The sequence below is a fragment of the Gilvibacter sediminis genome (assembly GCF_028561565.1).
Taxonomy (GTDB): Bacteria; Bacteroidota; Bacteroidia; order Flavobacteriales; family Flavobacteriaceae; genus Gilvibacter; species Gilvibacter sediminis.
Map to the genome: position 1 here is coordinate 81,239 of NZ_JAQQTE010000002.1, position 13,445 is coordinate 94,683.

The following is a 13,445-nucleotide window of genomic DNA, read 5'->3' on the forward strand; positions in this document are numbered from 1 at the left end:
GACAAACTTAATTAATTTCTTCAGACTTGGTGGATTTTGGAACACGCATCAGCATAAACACCCCCACAGCGAAGAACAGAATTAGAAAAATAACTGAATTCCGCATGCTACCTGTGATCTGATCAATCACGCCATAAATCCCCATTCCAATGACGATTCCGATCTTCTCAGCTACATCATAAAAACTGAAATAAGAGGTTGTGTCTTCCGTTTCTGGCAAGAATTTAGAATAGGTAGATCGAGATAAAGCCTGAATACCACCCATGACCAATCCCACTACTCCGGCTGTGATGTAGAACTCTATGGGTTCAGTTATAAAATAAGCCACCACGCAGATCGCTACCCAAATGATATTGATGACCATCAAGGTCTTGATGTTCCCAAAACTTTTAGACGCTCTGGCGGTCAATGTTGCTCCCAGGATGGCCACCAATTGAATCACTAATATGGATACAATCAAGCCCATGGTCTTTTCAGAACTACCGCCCCAGGCAATCTCTTGCTCCCCAAAATAAGTGGCTACCAACATTACGGTCTGCACGGCCATGGAATACACAAAGAAGGCCCCTAAAAAACGCTTGAGCCTTGGGTTGGTTGCTAAGGAGCGATAAACACCTCTGAGCTCTTTATAGCCGTTGCCTAATATCTCCCGGTGGATCTTCCCACTGCTCGAATTACCTTTTGGTAAGTGATAAAAGGAATATTGACTGAATACGATCCACCAGATCCCGACCATCACAAAAGACCATTTCATGGCCGCCATTTCACTACCCTCGGGAGCTCCAAGAACCATCACTAAGTTCACAATCAATAGCAGTACGCTCCCAAAGTAACCCATAGAAAAGCCTTGAGCACTCAAACGGTCTTGCTGCTCTGGGAAAGCTACATCAGGCAGATAAGAATTATAGAAAACCAAACTGCCCCAAAAGCCGATCAGCGCTAAAAAGTAAGCGGTTGCGCTTAGATACAAGGAATCCAGATCAAAGAAATACAAAGCCATACAGGAAGCTGCACCCAGATAACAAAAGAATTTCATGAAGTTCTTTTTGTTCCCCACATAATCAGCAATACCAGATAGAATGGGAGAAATGATGGAAACCACCAAAAAAGCTGCAGCGGTAACATAGGTGATGAAGGGAGTCTGTGGAATTTCAAATCCTAAAAAGTTTACGCTATCTACGCCAGCGATCTCAAAGAGTGCACCGTAATAAATGGGGAAAATTGCGGAGGCAATTACCAGACTGTATACGGAATTGGCCCAGTCATAGAAAGCCCAAGCGCGCATGAGCTTCTTGCTGCCTTTAGGGAGTGCTTGTTTCAAGGTATTTGGTGTTTAGTTGTTGTTCGGTCAAAAAAAAGTCGCCCTTTCAGGCGACTTCTAAGTTAATTATTTTTTAAGTGGACTACACACTATTTAAAAGAGGTTACTCCAAATTTTGCTGCTTCTGCCTTGGCTTCTGTTACCCAACCCTTTATGTTGTTAATTCGGGTCTCATTACTCGGGTGCGTGCTTAAGAACTCTGGTGGAGCCTGCCCGTTTGAAGCTGCAGCCATACGACGCCAAAGTTGAATGGCCTCACTAGGCTCATAACCGGCAATAGCCATGATGGTAAGCCCTATGCGATCTGCTTCTGATTCGTGTTTTCTACTAAAAGGAAGCATCACTCCCACAGAAGTACCAATTCCGTATGCTTGATTGAATATTTGCTGATTCTTAGGATCATTACTCAAAGCCACATTACCCGCTACTGCTCCAATAGCTTGCAGCTGTCCAGCACTCATACGCTGTTGACCGTGATTGGCCAAAGCATGAGCTACTTCGTGCCCCATAATAGCAGCCACACCGCGCTCGCCATTAGCGATTGGAAGAATCCCTGTATAAAAGACGATCTTTCCACCGGGCATACACCAAGCGTTAACCGTTTCATCTTGAACTAAGTTGAATTCCCATTGGTAATCCTTCAAATAGCCAGCATATCCGTTCGCGTTCAACCAACGTTCAGCAGCTGTAGAGATCTTTTGTCCCACATTTTGTACCATATTGGCGTCTACCGTTCCATTGACCACTTTATTCTCAGACAAGAATTGATCATACTGCTGGAAAGCCATGGGTAGGATCTGCGAATTCGGCACCAAAGCCAAAGTCTTCTTCCCAGTAAAAGGGTTCGTGGTACAGGCCACTAAAAGACTCGCCATGGCGATATACGTGAGTGATTTTTTAAATATCATAGGATGGTTTTTTCGAAAATAAAAGGTACAAAATTTATCCATTCAAAGATGCACAATCCAAATTTAGTACCAGAATCACTTTAAGGGTAATTATTTGCAATTCGACACTTGACAAAATAAATCGATTAAAGACAAAATAGACTTAAGCCTTAACTTTGGAACGACTTTTGAAAGAACGTCTCTATACCCGCAATTCTGCAGAATTGTGGTTCTGAAATCAAAAACGCAAAAATTAAAAACTACAACGACATGAAACGAATTGCACTACTACTTTTGCTAGCCTTGCCCTTAACCGTATTTACTTCTTGTGAGGGAGACCCAGGACCTCCGGGACCTCCAGGGTTGGACGGAACAAGTTTACTGGGAACCGTATTTGAAGTCAACGCGAACTTCAACGCCAGTAATGAATTTAGAAACTTCTTTAGTTATCCAAGCACGTTGCAAGTCTTTGATTCTGATGTAGTCTTGGTTTATCTATTAGAGGAAACCACTCCAGAAGGCTTAGACGTTTGGAGTTTGTGTCCGCAGACCTTCTTTACGCCTAATGGTACCTTGGTCTATAACTTTGATTACACGGCGGTAGATGTTTCTATTTACCTCTATGCTGATTTTAACCTGAACTTGGCCGGACCGGAGTTCACACAAAATCAAATTCTAAGAGTTGCGGTTGTTCCTGCTGATTTTGGCGAAAATATCGATATCTTTGATATGGAAGCTGTAATGGATGCGCTAAACGTTTCGACAGACTCTATTGAACGACTAGAATTGGATTAAAATGTTAAAGAAATTTGTGCTTTTAGCACTCTGCGCAGTCACTTTGGGCTGCAACGGTCAACAAGAAAAAGAAAAGGAAGAAGCAAAGGTCTATCCGGTTACCAAGACAGACGCCGAGTGGCGCGCTGAATTGTCGGAATTGGAATACTATGTGCTCAGACAGGCGGGAACCGAACGCCCGTTTACCTCGCCTTTAAATAAAAATTACGAAGCCGGAACTTACGTCTGTGCAGCCTGTGCCACACCTTTGTTTGAATCTGAGAATAAGTTTGACAGCGGAACCGGTTGGCCGAGTTTTGACCAAGAGATCAAAGGCAATGTGGAATATTCCACGGATTATAAAATTGGTTATGCCCGAACGGAAGAGCATTGCGCTACTTGCGGTGGACATTTAGGTCACGTCTTTAACGACGGTCCTAGGGACACTACTGGAAAACGGCATTGTATCAATGGCGCAGCCTTAGAATTCATACCCAAAAAGGCACAAAATTAATTAAACCTTTTTCAAGATTTAGGGTCTTATAAGTGTAACCAAATTGGACACTTATGAGGCCTTTTTTTATTGCCCTTATTGCCCTTTGCTTTGCCACAACCTCCTGTGCGCGGCGTGTTGTAGTAACTCCTAAAAAACAAGTCACCGTAGTAAAGACGGCTCCCAGAAATCATCAGGTTGTGGTGGTACGCGGACAACGCTACTATACCTGGAACGGAAACCACTACAAAAAGACTCGTCAAGGCTACGTCTTGGTGCGCATTTAAAACTCATTGTAAAAGTTGGAATCGGTTTAGGTTATTTCGTAACTTTGAGGTCTTAAAAAACACCTTTAAATAGTAGCGAAATGACGCAATACGATGTTATAGTTCTAGGAAGCGGACCTGGTGGATATGTAACTGCCATTCGAGCTTCTCAACTCGGTTTTAAAACTGCAGTAGTAGAAAAAGAAAGCCTGGGTGGGGTTTGTTTGAACTGGGGATGTATCCCAACCAAAGCCTTGCTTAAAAGTGCTCAGGTCTTTGAATACCTAAAACACGCCGAAGATTACGGTTTGACTGTTGAGAATGCAGACAAGGACTTCGGGAAAGTTGTGGAGCGCAGTCGCTCAGTAGCCGATGGCATGAGTAAAGGAGTGCAGTTCTTGATGAAAAAGAACAAGATCGACGTTTTGGAAGGTCACGGTAAACTCAAGCCGGGTAAAAAGGTAGAAGTTAACGGAACCGAGTACAAAGCAGATCACATCATCATTGCAACCGGAGCACGCTCTAGAGAATTGGGGAACTTACCTCAAGACGGAAAGAAAGTGATCGGATACCGACAAGCAATGACCTTAGAAAAACAACCAAAGAGTATGATCGTGGTTGGTTCTGGTGCTATTGGGGTTGAGTTTGCGCACTTTTACAATTCCATGGGAACTGAGGTAACTATTGTAGAATACCTACCAAACCTTGTTCCTTTAGAGGATGAAGAAGTTTCTAAGCAGTTTGAGCGTTCTTTCAAAAAAGCAGGGATCAAAGTGATGACCAATGCTTCTTTAGAAAGTGTAGATACTTCTGGCAAAGGCGTTAAAGCAACTGTTAAGACTAAAAAAGGCGAAGAGATCCTTGAAGCTGACATTGTGTTGTCTGCTGTTGGGATCAAATCGAATATTGAAAATATAGGCTTAGAAGATGTTGGGATCGTAACAGATCGCGACAAGATCGTAGTAAACGATTGGTACCAAACTAACATTCCAGGCTACTACGCCATTGGTGATGTAGTTCCTGGTCCTGCTCTAGCCCACGTAGCCTCTGCAGAAGGAATTACTTGTGTGGAGAAGATCAAGGGAATGCACGTTGAACCTATCGACTACGGCAATATTCCTGGTTGTACCTACGCGACTCCAGAGATCGCATCTGTAGGGATGACTGAAAAGCAAGCTAAAGAAGCTGGTTACGATATCAAAGTTGGGAAGTTCCCATTCTCTGCTTCTGGTAAGGCAAGCGCTGGTGGTCACAAAGACGGTTTTGTCAAAGTGATCTTTGATGCTAAATACGGCGAATGGCTAGGCTGCCATATGATCGGCGCTGGGGTTACAGACATGATCGCAGAAGCGGTACTTGGACGTAAACTAGAAACCACTGGACACGAAGTATTGAAAGCTGTTCACCCACACCCGACGATGAGTGAAGCGGTGATGGAAGCTGTGGCTGATGCTTATGACGAGGTGATTCACCTGTAAGCATTTACACAATGAGATATTAGAAAAGGACTCCAAATGGGGTCCTTTTTTTGTGCAGTTTAATGTGGCTTCCTGAGGAATTTTTTGTCGGGGCTTCCAGCCCCGCCCCAAATTAAATTAGAAATCACTCAAAACAAACAAAAGTCTCCGTCGCAGGTATTGATAAATCTATTGAAGTCCTTCCGAAGCTTTTAATGTATGAATAATCAAAAGAAGAACTCTATCCTAAGGATCTTCATTAGAGGTTACACTTTGATTTTCTGTGTTTCACTGTTTCTTTTTTTGCGGGGGCTTCCAGCCCCACCCCAATTTAAATTAGGAATCAATCCGAATAAATAAAAGATTTATTAACTGGAATTGATGAATCCATCGAACTCTTTCAGTAGTATAAGTTCAAAGAAATATCTCAGTAAGGCGGGCTACTTTTAGACTCCTTTATCAGTGGTTGTTCTTTGATTCAAGGTACCGAGCCTCAACAAAAGTGTAGATAGCCTTTAGATCATCATCTGTCAAATTGGGAAAGGAGAACATGGCGCCCCAATTCTCTGATCTGAGTTGTAGCGCAATAGAATCACCCTCTCGGGACATTTTTTGAGAATCTCGCGTATAAGCATATAACCAATCTTGGTCTCTTCTTGTAGTTATACCGCCAAGAGCCGGAGCTGTGGCTACTTTATCCATACCAATATAATGGCAAGCCTGACAGTTCTTTTCAAACAATTGTTTGCCTTGTTTGTATAAGGATGTTTGCTCCGCAATGCGAGATTGAGAAGTATAATTCTCTTGAGGTGATTGAAACGAAACTAAAACTAGACTTACAAGTCCGAAAAGCCCAAGTATATTTGAACTTTTCCAACGCATTAAAGAAAACTCTGTAAACCGAGCTCATAACTCTGCAGACCAAAACCAATTACAACGCCTTTGGCGTGAGCAGAAATGAAAGATTCATGACGAAACTCCTCACGAGCAAAGGTATTGGAGATATGGACTTCCACTACAGGAGTCTCTACTGCGCGTACAGCATCTCCTATACCCACAGAAGTATGTGTATAGGCACCAGCGTTAAGCAAAATACCATCTGCAGTAAAACCAACTTGTTGAATTTTAGTGATCAACTCCCCTTCTACGTTGGACTGATAATAATCAAAAACTACATCTTTATACTTGGCTTTGAGTTCATCTAAAAATTCCTCAAAAGATAAAGAACCGTAAACATTGGTCTCTCGCTTGCCGAGAAGGTTTAAATTGGGTCCGTTGATGATACAAATCTTCATAATGCTTATTTTAATAGTACTACGTTCAGTCCCACAGTCACGCTGGAAGCGTCGTAATCATCTATGAGAATGGAACGGTAGGCTGCTTCTATGCTGAGTCTATCTGAAAAACGATAACGCAAACGCGGGCTGTAATAAAAGCCATTGACATTCTCCACCGGGATCCCAAAAGCCTGATCGTTCTGATCAAAACCATTCGCCCCAAAACCATATCCTATATCTGCCCCTGCCCAAAAACGATCGGCAAACTCTATAAGTCCAGCCGCAGCAACGGTCAAATAATTCTGATTAGGCGCATCGATCAGATCATTGGGTACAGCTACCTCGTCACCGCTCATGGCCGAATAACCTACTTTTGGCCCTAGAGCCACTTTATCTACTATGTTCACCCAATATCCTGCCTCTACCACAAAATTGGCAGAAACTGCAAATCGAGCATCGCCAGTAGGCAAGCCAAAGGCCGCACCTACTTCTAAACCTTGTTGCCCAAAGCTTAGGGCAGAAAATAGCAGCGCGAATAAAGAACATTTTAAAATTTTCATAGCAGGTGTTTTTAAAATCGACACTAAACAAATTTACAAAAAGAAAAAGGAGGCCGTAACCTCCTTTCACTTTTTCATACAATCGATAGTTTTCAATCAAGTCCAAATTCTGCTCCTAAGGAAATTACATCCCAAGAGCCACCATCTACGCTTACACCTCTATAAGCGGCGACTATATCTATTGCTTCGCTTACGCTGTACTGCGCGCGTGGAGAATAATAGAATCCACCATCATTCCCATCATTAATCCCAATGGCATAACCTACATCAGCACCTAAGGTAAAATTTGGAGCCACTTCAAAGCGACCAGAGGCAGCTATCGGAATGAATTGATCGTCCTCAGCCTCTATAGTAACCCCTAGAATAGTTACTTCTTCACCAAAGGAATGACTGTAACCAGTAGCTACACCAGCATCAAATTCATCAGATATCTCAAAGAGATAGCCCAAGTCGACAGCTATAGCAAAGGTTGCAAAATCAGCTGTATCACCAATTGGAATACCACCACTGATTCCTGCTCTAAATTCACCTTGAGCCTGCATAGCCCCAAAGCCTACAAATAAAAATGCTGCAAATAAAAATACTTTCTTCATAATGAATACAAATTAGTTAACACCCTTAAAGTTAGTGTTTTAAGATTTACACAAACTAAGGCAATTGCCCTATTTATACCTATGGTTTTTAACAATTCAATTGAAAATCAGGGTTTTGACTAATTCTCCCTCGATATTCCTACAGAAATTCATACAAACAAAAAAAGCGCCCCGAAGGACGCTTAATATTTTTTATTGCGGATACTCTACAGGAATGAATATCCCAGAGAAAGTGTCACCACAGAGTTCTTTCCTTTGTCAAAGTCAATCCCTGGCTCATCAGGCACATCGGTAAGTCCAAAGTTATAACGGCCTTCCAGGCGCAATCCAAAAGGAATATCTAAGCCCAATCCAACAACTCCAGAGATGTCAAAGTCATTGGTAGAAATATCATTGATTACCTCTCCCACTACTGTTTGGGTGTCGTCATCAATCAAAACCCCAAACTGCGGTCCTAATTGAATGTTCAATCCTCCCGCTACGTAATATTTCAATACCATTGGGATATTGATATAATCCAAGTTGAAGGATCCAAAGTCAAACTCCGCACCTTGTTGCGAGTAGAGTGCGTCTACTTGAATTCCAATATTATCGCTCAATTTGGCGCCGATGAACAATCCTCCAACAAAGCCCGTTCTGTTATCCAGTCCTGAGGCATCTGTAATGTTGGCAAAGTTTACCCCGGCCTTTACCCCGAAGTCCAATCCTTGGGCCTGCGTGGACATACTAAAGAGTCCAATCAAAGCCACTAAAAGAAGTTTTTTCATGTCTGTCTGTTTTCGTTTTTTGAATTGTCGTGAAGTATTAAGCACTTCATGTATAAAGATAACGAAGTCTTTTGGGGATTATTAGATATTTCGTGGATTTCTTAGCATCTTTAGGGAGCTAACAACTAAGGCTGAATGAACTGGAACAGCGCACTTAAAGACTACGCGACCTACATCAGAATTGAGCGTGGACTCTCTGATAATACCATTCAAAATTACACCTTGGATGTGCAAAAGCTTGTGGGTTGGTTGGCTGATAATTCTTTTGAAGAAGGTCCAATACACATTGGGCAAGAGCGGATTCAAGAATTCATTTACGCAATTGCCAAAGATGTTAATCCGCGTACTCAAAGCCGTATAATTTCTGGGCTTAAAGGCTTTTTCAATTACCTCATCTTTGAAAAATACCGAGAAGATAATCCATTAGAATTATTGGAAGCACCCAAAATCGGCCGCAAATTACCCGATACACTTTCTGTAGAAGAAGTTGATCAACTGCTGATGGCCGTGGACCTGAGCCATCCGCAGGGAACCCGCAATCGCGCTATGCTGGAAACCCTTTACGGCAGTGGTTTACGTGTCACAGAATTGGTAGAGCTCAAACTCTCCGATCTCTTTTTTGAAGAAGGAGTCATCAAAGTCACGGGAAAGGGTAACAAACAGCGCTTTGTCCCCGTGAGTCAAGCTTCGGTGAAATACATTGATCTGTATCGCACCACAGAAAGAGTCCAACTCGCCGTTCAACCTGGGCATGAAGACACTTTGTTTCTAAACAGACGCGGAAAAGGCTTGACCCGAGCCATGATCTTTACCTTGGTCAAGCGCTTAGCAGAATCTGCAGGAATTAAAAAGAGCATTTCTCCACACACTTTTAGACATTCGTTCGCGACCCATCTTTTGGAAAATGGTGCAGATCTCAGAGCTATTCAGCAAATGTTAGGTCATGAAAGTATAACGACTACGGAGGTATATATGCATGTGGACCGCTCGCATTTGACTGAAATAATCCGTAAATTTCATCCTAGAAGTAAACAGCTATGAAAAACTTAAAATTTAGAGACAATACAAGCATCCCAGCCTTGGGATTAGGAACCTGGAAATCAAGCCCAGAAGTGGTCAAAAAGGCCATCATTGATGCCATTGAATTGGGTTATCGTCATATTGATTGCGCCGCTATCTATCAGAATGAGGACGTCATTGGTGAAGCTTTTCAAGAAGCCTTTGACCGCGGATTGGTGAAACGTGAAGAGCTTTTTGTGACCTCTAAATTGTGGAATGATGCGCATAAGGGCAGTGATGTTCGCCCAGCCTTAGAGAAGACCTTAAAAGACCTTCGTTTGGATTATTTGGATCTGTATTTGATCCACTGGCCGGTGGCATTTCAGCCTGGGGTGACCTTTCCGGAGAATCCAAGTCAATACGCTTCCTTGGATGAAATTCCTTTGGAAGAAACTTGGTCTGCCATGGAAGCAGCCAAAAAAGATGGCTTGGCCAAACACATCGGTGTATCCAATTTCAGTATTCCAAAACTAAAGCGTTTGATGGCCAATGCCGAGGAAGCACCAGAAATGAATCAGGTGGAAGGGCATCCACTACTCCAACAGCCAGAATTGCATAGCTTTTGCAAAGACAACGGCATCTTGATCACTGCTTATTCACCTTTAGGTTCTACGGACCGATCGGACGCTATGAAGGCAGAAGATGAACCCAATATGTTTGAACTCCCTGAGATCAAAGCCATAGCAGATAAACACGAAGTAACTCCTGCACAAGTCCTTTTGGGCTGGCACGTAAACAGAGGAAATACCGTGATTCCAAAATCGACGAACAAAGGCCGACAAGCACAGAATCTCGCTGCTGCAGAGCTATCACTCTCCGAAGAGGATATGAACACCATCGCCGGATTGGATCGTCATTTCCGTTATGTCAATGGCAAATTCTTTGAGAACCAAGAAAAAGGCTATGTGAATATTTATGATGATTAATTTGTAGCTTTAGGCTTCAACTAACGCATAAATCATGGCCAAATCAGACACCAGTCATCACGACGAGCGGATTGCCAATATGGTCTTTGGCTCCATACTGCCGCATTACATCAACAAGGTTGAAAAGAAAGGGCGAACCCAAGAGGAAATGTACGCTGTAATGGAATGGCTTACCGGTTATGATAAAGCTCAGGTGTTGGCCCATGCAGAGAACAAAACCAACTTTAGAGATTTCTTTGCGGGTTGTACGTTAAACCCCAATGCACATTTGATCACGGGAGTTATCTGTGGCTATCGCGTAGAGGAGATCACCAATGAGACTACACGGAATTCACGTTATCTGGATAAGCTTATAGACGAGCTCGCCCGTGGTAAAAAAATGGAAAGTATCCTTAGGAAACCGAAGTAATTACTTCGCAATATTCACTGCTCGCGTCTCACGGATCACGGTAACCTTTACCTGTCCTGGGTAGGTCATATCTGTCTGGATCTTTTGAGAGATCTCAAAGGACAGCTGTGCTGCCTTATCGTCACTCACTTTTTCAGATTCAACCATCACGCGTAATTCACGTCCAGCTTGGATCGCATAGGCTTTGGTTACACCGCTAAATCCAAAGGCAATATCCTCCAGATCCTTAAGGCGTTGAATGTAGGAGTCCAATACCTGTCTGCGCGCTCCTGGTCTCGCACCAGAGATGGCATCACAAACCTGTACAATAGGGGAAAGCAATGAGGTCATTTCAATCTCGTCGTGGTGGGCGCCGATGGCATTACAAACATCTGGCTTTTCGCCATACTTCTCTGCCCATTGCATTCCCAATAAGGCGTGAGGTACTTCTGTTTCGTTTTCAGGCACTTTTCCGATATCGTGCAATAGACCTGCACGTTTAGCCAGTTTTGGATTCAATCCGAGTTCTGAAGCCATTACCCCGCAAAGCTTAGCTACTTCACGTGAGTGTTGTAATAAGTTTTGTCCGTAAGAGGAACGGTATTTCATACGCCCCACAGTTTTGATCAGCTCCGGATGCAATCCATGTATACCTAGATCAATAACGGTTCGCTTACCAACCTCAGCGATCTCTTCATTGATCTGCTTGGTGGTCTTTTTAACAATCTCTTCAATACGTGCCGGGTGTATACGTCCATCCGTAACTAATTTGTGCAAAGACAGTCGTGCCACTTCACGGCGTACTGAATCAAAGCACGAGAGGATGATCGCCTCTGGAGTATCGTCCACAATGATCTCCACTCCTGTCGCAGCCTCTAAAGCTCGAATATTACGTCCTTCGCGTCCAATGATGCGACCCTTTACATCGTCGCTTTCTAAATTGAACACCGAGACACAGTTCTCAATAGACTCTTCAGTTCCGATGCGCTGAATGGTATTGATCACAACTTTTTTGGCTTCTTGCTGCGCAGTAAGCTTCGCCTCTTCAATAGAGGACTGAACGTAAGCCATGGCATCAGTCTTGGCCTCTTCACGCAAACTTTCAATAAGTTGTTCTTTGGCATCTTCTGCCGATAAGCTTGAAATCACCTCCAATTGCTCTACTTGGCGGCGATGCACCTTTTCTACCTCTGCCTGACGCTTGTCTAAGAAGTTCAGGCGGTCTTCGTATTCTTTCTTTTTGGATTCTAAAGAAGCGTTGAGCTTTTTGTTGCGGGAAAGTTCGTTGGATACTTGTGATTCTTTATCTCGAGTGCGCTTTTCTGCTTCAGACATCTTCTTTTCACGGTTCAGGATTACCTTTTCGTGTTCTGCCTTGAGTTCAATAAACTTCTCTTTGGCCTGAAGGATCTTGTCTTTTTTGATGCTTTCTGCTTCACTCTTGGCTTCTTTTACAATGCTTGCAGCATTCTTTTTAGCCTCCCCGACAAGCTGGGAACCTTTAGACTTTTCGAGCATTTTAGCGATTACAAATCCTAGAATGAGCCCGCCCAATCCCAAGGCGATATATATGATAGTTGTATCCATTTGATGGTGTAATTATGAATAACCATTCACTTCGATCAAGCAGATTATTCAGTATATAATTGTAGGGTCACAACTTTGATTTTTCATAACCTGAAAAATCAAAGTTGGGATCCCTAAAAAAAAAGCCTACATCGATAGCGATAAATTGTATAAACTCCTTAAAAACAAGTTTAGGGCTAACAAGCTGGTCAAGGATCCGTTCAAAGACGGCCTGCTTTTACAGCTTCAACTCACCCTTTTTAAAGAATTCCTGTTGAGTTTACCAAATTTGTATCAATGTAGGCAGTAACCTAGTTTTATTTAAAGATCGTTTAGGACATATGGTCCTGGAGTAATTGATCTAAGGAAGCGAGTTTTGCTTCGATCTGTTCCAAGTCGTTATCCTTATCTATAGAACGTTGCTCTACTTGAGCTGCAAACTGTAAGGCACACATGGCCAGTACATCTTGTTTATCTCTTACCGCATAGTTCTGTTCAAAACGCTGGATCATCTGCTCGATCTTCTTGGCCGCCTTTCTCAAGCCCTCTTCTTTGTCAGGGCTAATGGTTAAAGGGTAGACTCTATCGGCTACAGAGAGTTTTATTTTTAGCGTTTCGGCCATATTTATTCGGACATCTGGGCTATACAGTAATCCAGTTCCCGTACTAATGCATTTATTTTGAGCTTCGTTTCTCGTTTATATTGGTCGCTGCCGAGCATTGCATTGGCCGTCTTTAGGGTTTCATACTTTTGCTTCCACCCGCTGATGTCTTCCATGATTTCCTGCTTCTGTTTCTTTAAAGCAGTCAATTCTTGCTGCAACTCCATATTGGATTTACGCAACAAATCGCTTCTGTGTAGAAGCTTACTGATTCTATTTTCTAGTGAATCAACAATTTGAGAAAGATCACTCATAGTGGCCAGTCATTCAATGCTAACTACACAAAGTTAACATACCCCTTCTAATAAGCCAATAATTTTAAAGTTTTTTTAAGCCGAGGCTAAGAGCGAGTTTAAACTCAAAATTTTAGCGGCTTATTTTTATATACTCAGACTTAATTGGGTTGGTTCTGCGTTGTATTATTTTGTATCATTACTTTTTGGAACGAT

At 42.7% G+C, this 13,445-nt stretch carries 17 protein-coding genes and 1 other RNA gene; 7 read left to right on the forward strand and 11 right to left on the reverse strand.

The window, feature by feature from the left end:
* Positions 1-7 precede the first annotated feature (7 nt).
* Complete coding sequence (locus tag POW22_RS07040; RefSeq protein WP_272831926.1) at positions 8-1,321, reverse strand: MFS transporter; 1,314 nt, start codon at positions 1,319-1,321, stop codon at positions 8-10.
* An 89-nt stretch (positions 1,322-1,410) separates the two neighbouring features.
* Complete coding sequence (locus tag POW22_RS07045; RefSeq protein ID WP_272831927.1) at positions 1,411-2,229, reverse strand: M48 family metallopeptidase; 819 nt, start codon at positions 2,227-2,229, stop codon at positions 1,411-1,413.
* 249 nt (positions 2,230-2,478) lie between these two features.
* Between POW22_RS07045 and POW22_RS07050 the strand changes: the two genes are divergently transcribed.
* The 4 genes from POW22_RS07050 to lpdA all read left to right on the forward strand — a co-directional run bounded on the left by POW22_RS07050 (position 2,479) and on the right by lpdA (position 5,219).
* Positions 2,479-3,003 carry a collagen-like protein gene (locus POW22_RS07050; RefSeq protein WP_272831928.1) on the forward strand — a complete coding sequence of 175 codons (525 nt, stop codon included), beginning with the start codon at positions 2,479-2,481 and terminating at the stop codon, positions 3,001-3,003.
* Position 3,004: 1 nt separating this feature from the next.
* A complete protein-coding gene (gene msrB / locus POW22_RS07055; RefSeq protein ID WP_272831929.1) occupies positions 3,005-3,496 on the forward strand; it encodes a peptide-methionine (R)-S-oxide reductase MsrB in 492 nt (163 codons plus the stop codon).
* A 53-nt stretch (positions 3,497-3,549) separates the two neighbouring features.
* Positions 3,550-3,762, forward strand: coding sequence for a DUF6515 family protein (locus POW22_RS07060; RefSeq protein WP_272831930.1), 213 nt, complete (start codon positions 3,550-3,552; stop codon positions 3,760-3,762).
* An 80-nt stretch (positions 3,763-3,842) separates the two neighbouring features.
* Positions 3,843-5,219: a dihydrolipoyl dehydrogenase gene (gene lpdA / locus POW22_RS07065; protein WP_272831931.1), complete on the forward strand. Its 1,377-nt coding sequence runs from the start codon at positions 3,843-3,845 to the stop codon at positions 5,217-5,219.
* A 438-nt stretch (positions 5,220-5,657) separates the two neighbouring features.
* Here lpdA and POW22_RS07070 read toward each other — a convergent pair whose 3' ends face one another.
* From POW22_RS07070 to POW22_RS07090, 5 genes are all read right to left on the reverse strand, one after another.
* Positions 5,658-6,080, reverse strand: a complete 423-nt coding sequence (locus tag POW22_RS07070) for a c-type cytochrome (protein ID WP_272831932.1) — start codon at positions 6,078-6,080, stop codon at positions 5,658-5,660.
* Positions 6,080-6,493 (reverse strand): type II 3-dehydroquinate dehydratase, encoded by a 414-nt coding sequence (locus tag POW22_RS07075; protein WP_272831933.1) that lies wholly within the window; start codon positions 6,491-6,493, stop codon positions 6,080-6,082. The genes POW22_RS07070 and POW22_RS07075 overlap by 1 nt, the downstream gene beginning before the upstream one ends.
* Positions 6,494-6,498: 5 nt before the next feature.
* The gene (locus POW22_RS07080; protein ID WP_272831934.1) at positions 6,499-7,035 is read right to left on the reverse strand and encodes an outer membrane beta-barrel protein; all 537 of its coding nucleotides are present in this window, start codon (positions 7,033-7,035) and stop codon (positions 6,499-6,501) included.
* 92 nt (positions 7,036-7,127) lie between these two features.
* Positions 7,128-7,628: an outer membrane beta-barrel protein gene (locus POW22_RS07085; protein WP_272831935.1), complete on the reverse strand. Its 501-nt coding sequence runs from the start codon at positions 7,626-7,628 to the stop codon at positions 7,128-7,130.
* Positions 7,629-7,834: 206 nt separating this feature from the next.
* Positions 7,835-8,395, reverse strand: a complete 561-nt coding sequence (locus POW22_RS07090) for a porin family protein (protein WP_272831936.1) — start codon at positions 8,393-8,395, stop codon at positions 7,835-7,837.
* Between the two features lie 135 nt (positions 8,396-8,530).
* Between POW22_RS07090 and xerD the strand changes: the two genes are divergently transcribed.
* From xerD to POW22_RS07105, 3 genes are read left to right on the forward strand one after another with little or no spacing between them, the layout of a single operon-like run.
* On the forward strand, positions 8,531-9,436 hold the full coding sequence (gene xerD / locus POW22_RS07095) for a site-specific tyrosine recombinase XerD (protein ID WP_272831937.1): 906 nt from the start codon (positions 8,531-8,533) through the stop codon (positions 9,434-9,436).
* Positions 9,433-10,380 (forward strand): aldo/keto reductase, encoded by a 948-nt coding sequence (locus POW22_RS07100; protein WP_272831938.1) that lies wholly within the window; start codon positions 9,433-9,435, stop codon positions 10,378-10,380. The genes xerD and POW22_RS07100 overlap by 4 nt, the downstream gene beginning before the upstream one ends.
* A 34-nt stretch (positions 10,381-10,414) precedes the next feature.
* On the forward strand, positions 10,415-10,789 hold the full coding sequence (locus POW22_RS07105) for a DUF2200 domain-containing protein (RefSeq protein WP_272831939.1): 375 nt from the start codon (positions 10,415-10,417) through the stop codon (positions 10,787-10,789).
* On the opposite strand, the gene rny is transcribed toward POW22_RS07105, so the two are convergent.
* From rny to POW22_RS07125, 4 genes are all read right to left on the reverse strand, one after another.
* Positions 10,790-12,355, reverse strand: a complete 1,566-nt coding sequence (gene rny / locus POW22_RS07110; RefSeq protein ID WP_272831940.1) for a ribonuclease Y — start codon at positions 12,353-12,355, stop codon at positions 10,790-10,792.
* Positions 12,356-12,506: 151 nt separating this feature from the next.
* Positions 12,507-12,614, reverse strand: a non-coding RNA gene (gene ssrS / locus POW22_RS07115) — 6S RNA.
* Positions 12,615-12,666: 52 nt separating this feature from the next.
* Positions 12,667-12,957, reverse strand: coding sequence for a cell division protein ZapA (locus POW22_RS07120; protein WP_272831941.1), 291 nt, complete (start codon positions 12,955-12,957; stop codon positions 12,667-12,669).
* A gap of 2 nt (positions 12,958-12,959) precedes the next feature.
* Positions 12,960-13,250: a hypothetical protein gene (locus POW22_RS07125; protein ID WP_272831942.1), complete on the reverse strand. Its 291-nt coding sequence runs from the start codon at positions 13,248-13,250 to the stop codon at positions 12,960-12,962.
* Positions 13,251-13,445 lie beyond the last annotated feature (195 nt).

Bases quoted from the DNA above. Each gene is read 5' to 3' on its own strand.
- POW22_RS07070 (WP_272831932.1), bottom strand. From the start codon at position 6,080: ATGCGTTGGAAAAGTTCAAATATACTTGGGCTTTTCGGACTTGTAAGT.
- POW22_RS07125 (WP_272831942.1), bottom strand. From the start codon at position 13,250: ATGAGTGATCTTTCTCAAATTGTTGATTCACTAGAAAATAGAATCAGT.
- POW22_RS07085 (WP_272831935.1), bottom strand. From the start codon at position 7,628: ATGAAGAAAGTATTTTTATTTGCAGCATTTTTATTTGTAGGCTTTGGG.
- POW22_RS07080 (WP_272831934.1), bottom strand. From the start codon at position 7,035: ATGAAAATTTTAAAATGTTCTTTATTCGCGCTGCTATTTTCTGCCCTA.
- POW22_RS07090 (WP_272831936.1), bottom strand. From the start codon at position 8,395: ATGAAAAAACTTCTTTTAGTGGCTTTGATTGGACTCTTTAGTATGTCC.
- lpdA (WP_272831931.1), top strand. From the start codon at position 3,843: ATGACGCAATACGATGTTATAGTTCTAGGAAGCGGACCTGGTGGATAT.
- msrB (WP_272831929.1), top strand. From the start codon at position 3,005: ATGTTAAAGAAATTTGTGCTTTTAGCACTCTGCGCAGTCACTTTGGGC.
- POW22_RS07105 (WP_272831939.1), top strand. From the start codon at position 10,415: ATGGCCAAATCAGACACCAGTCATCACGACGAGCGGATTGCCAATATG.
- POW22_RS07100 (WP_272831938.1), top strand. From the start codon at position 9,433: ATGAAAAACTTAAAATTTAGAGACAATACAAGCATCCCAGCCTTGGGA.
- rny (WP_272831940.1), bottom strand. From the start codon at position 12,355: ATGGATACAACTATCATATATATCGCCTTGGGATTGGGCGGGCTCATT.
- POW22_RS07045 (WP_272831927.1), bottom strand. From the start codon at position 2,229: ATGATATTTAAAAAATCACTCACGTATATCGCCATGGCGAGTCTTTTA.
- POW22_RS07050 (WP_272831928.1), top strand. From the start codon at position 2,479: ATGAAACGAATTGCACTACTACTTTTGCTAGCCTTGCCCTTAACCGTA.
- POW22_RS07060 (WP_272831930.1), top strand. From the start codon at position 3,550: ATGAGGCCTTTTTTTATTGCCCTTATTGCCCTTTGCTTTGCCACAACC.
- POW22_RS07120 (WP_272831941.1), bottom strand. From the start codon at position 12,957: ATGGCCGAAACGCTAAAAATAAAACTCTCTGTAGCCGATAGAGTCTAC.
- POW22_RS07075 (WP_272831933.1), bottom strand. From the start codon at position 6,493: ATGAAGATTTGTATCATCAACGGACCCAATTTAAACCTTCTCGGCAAG.
- xerD (WP_272831937.1), top strand. From the start codon at position 8,531: ATGAACTGGAACAGCGCACTTAAAGACTACGCGACCTACATCAGAATT.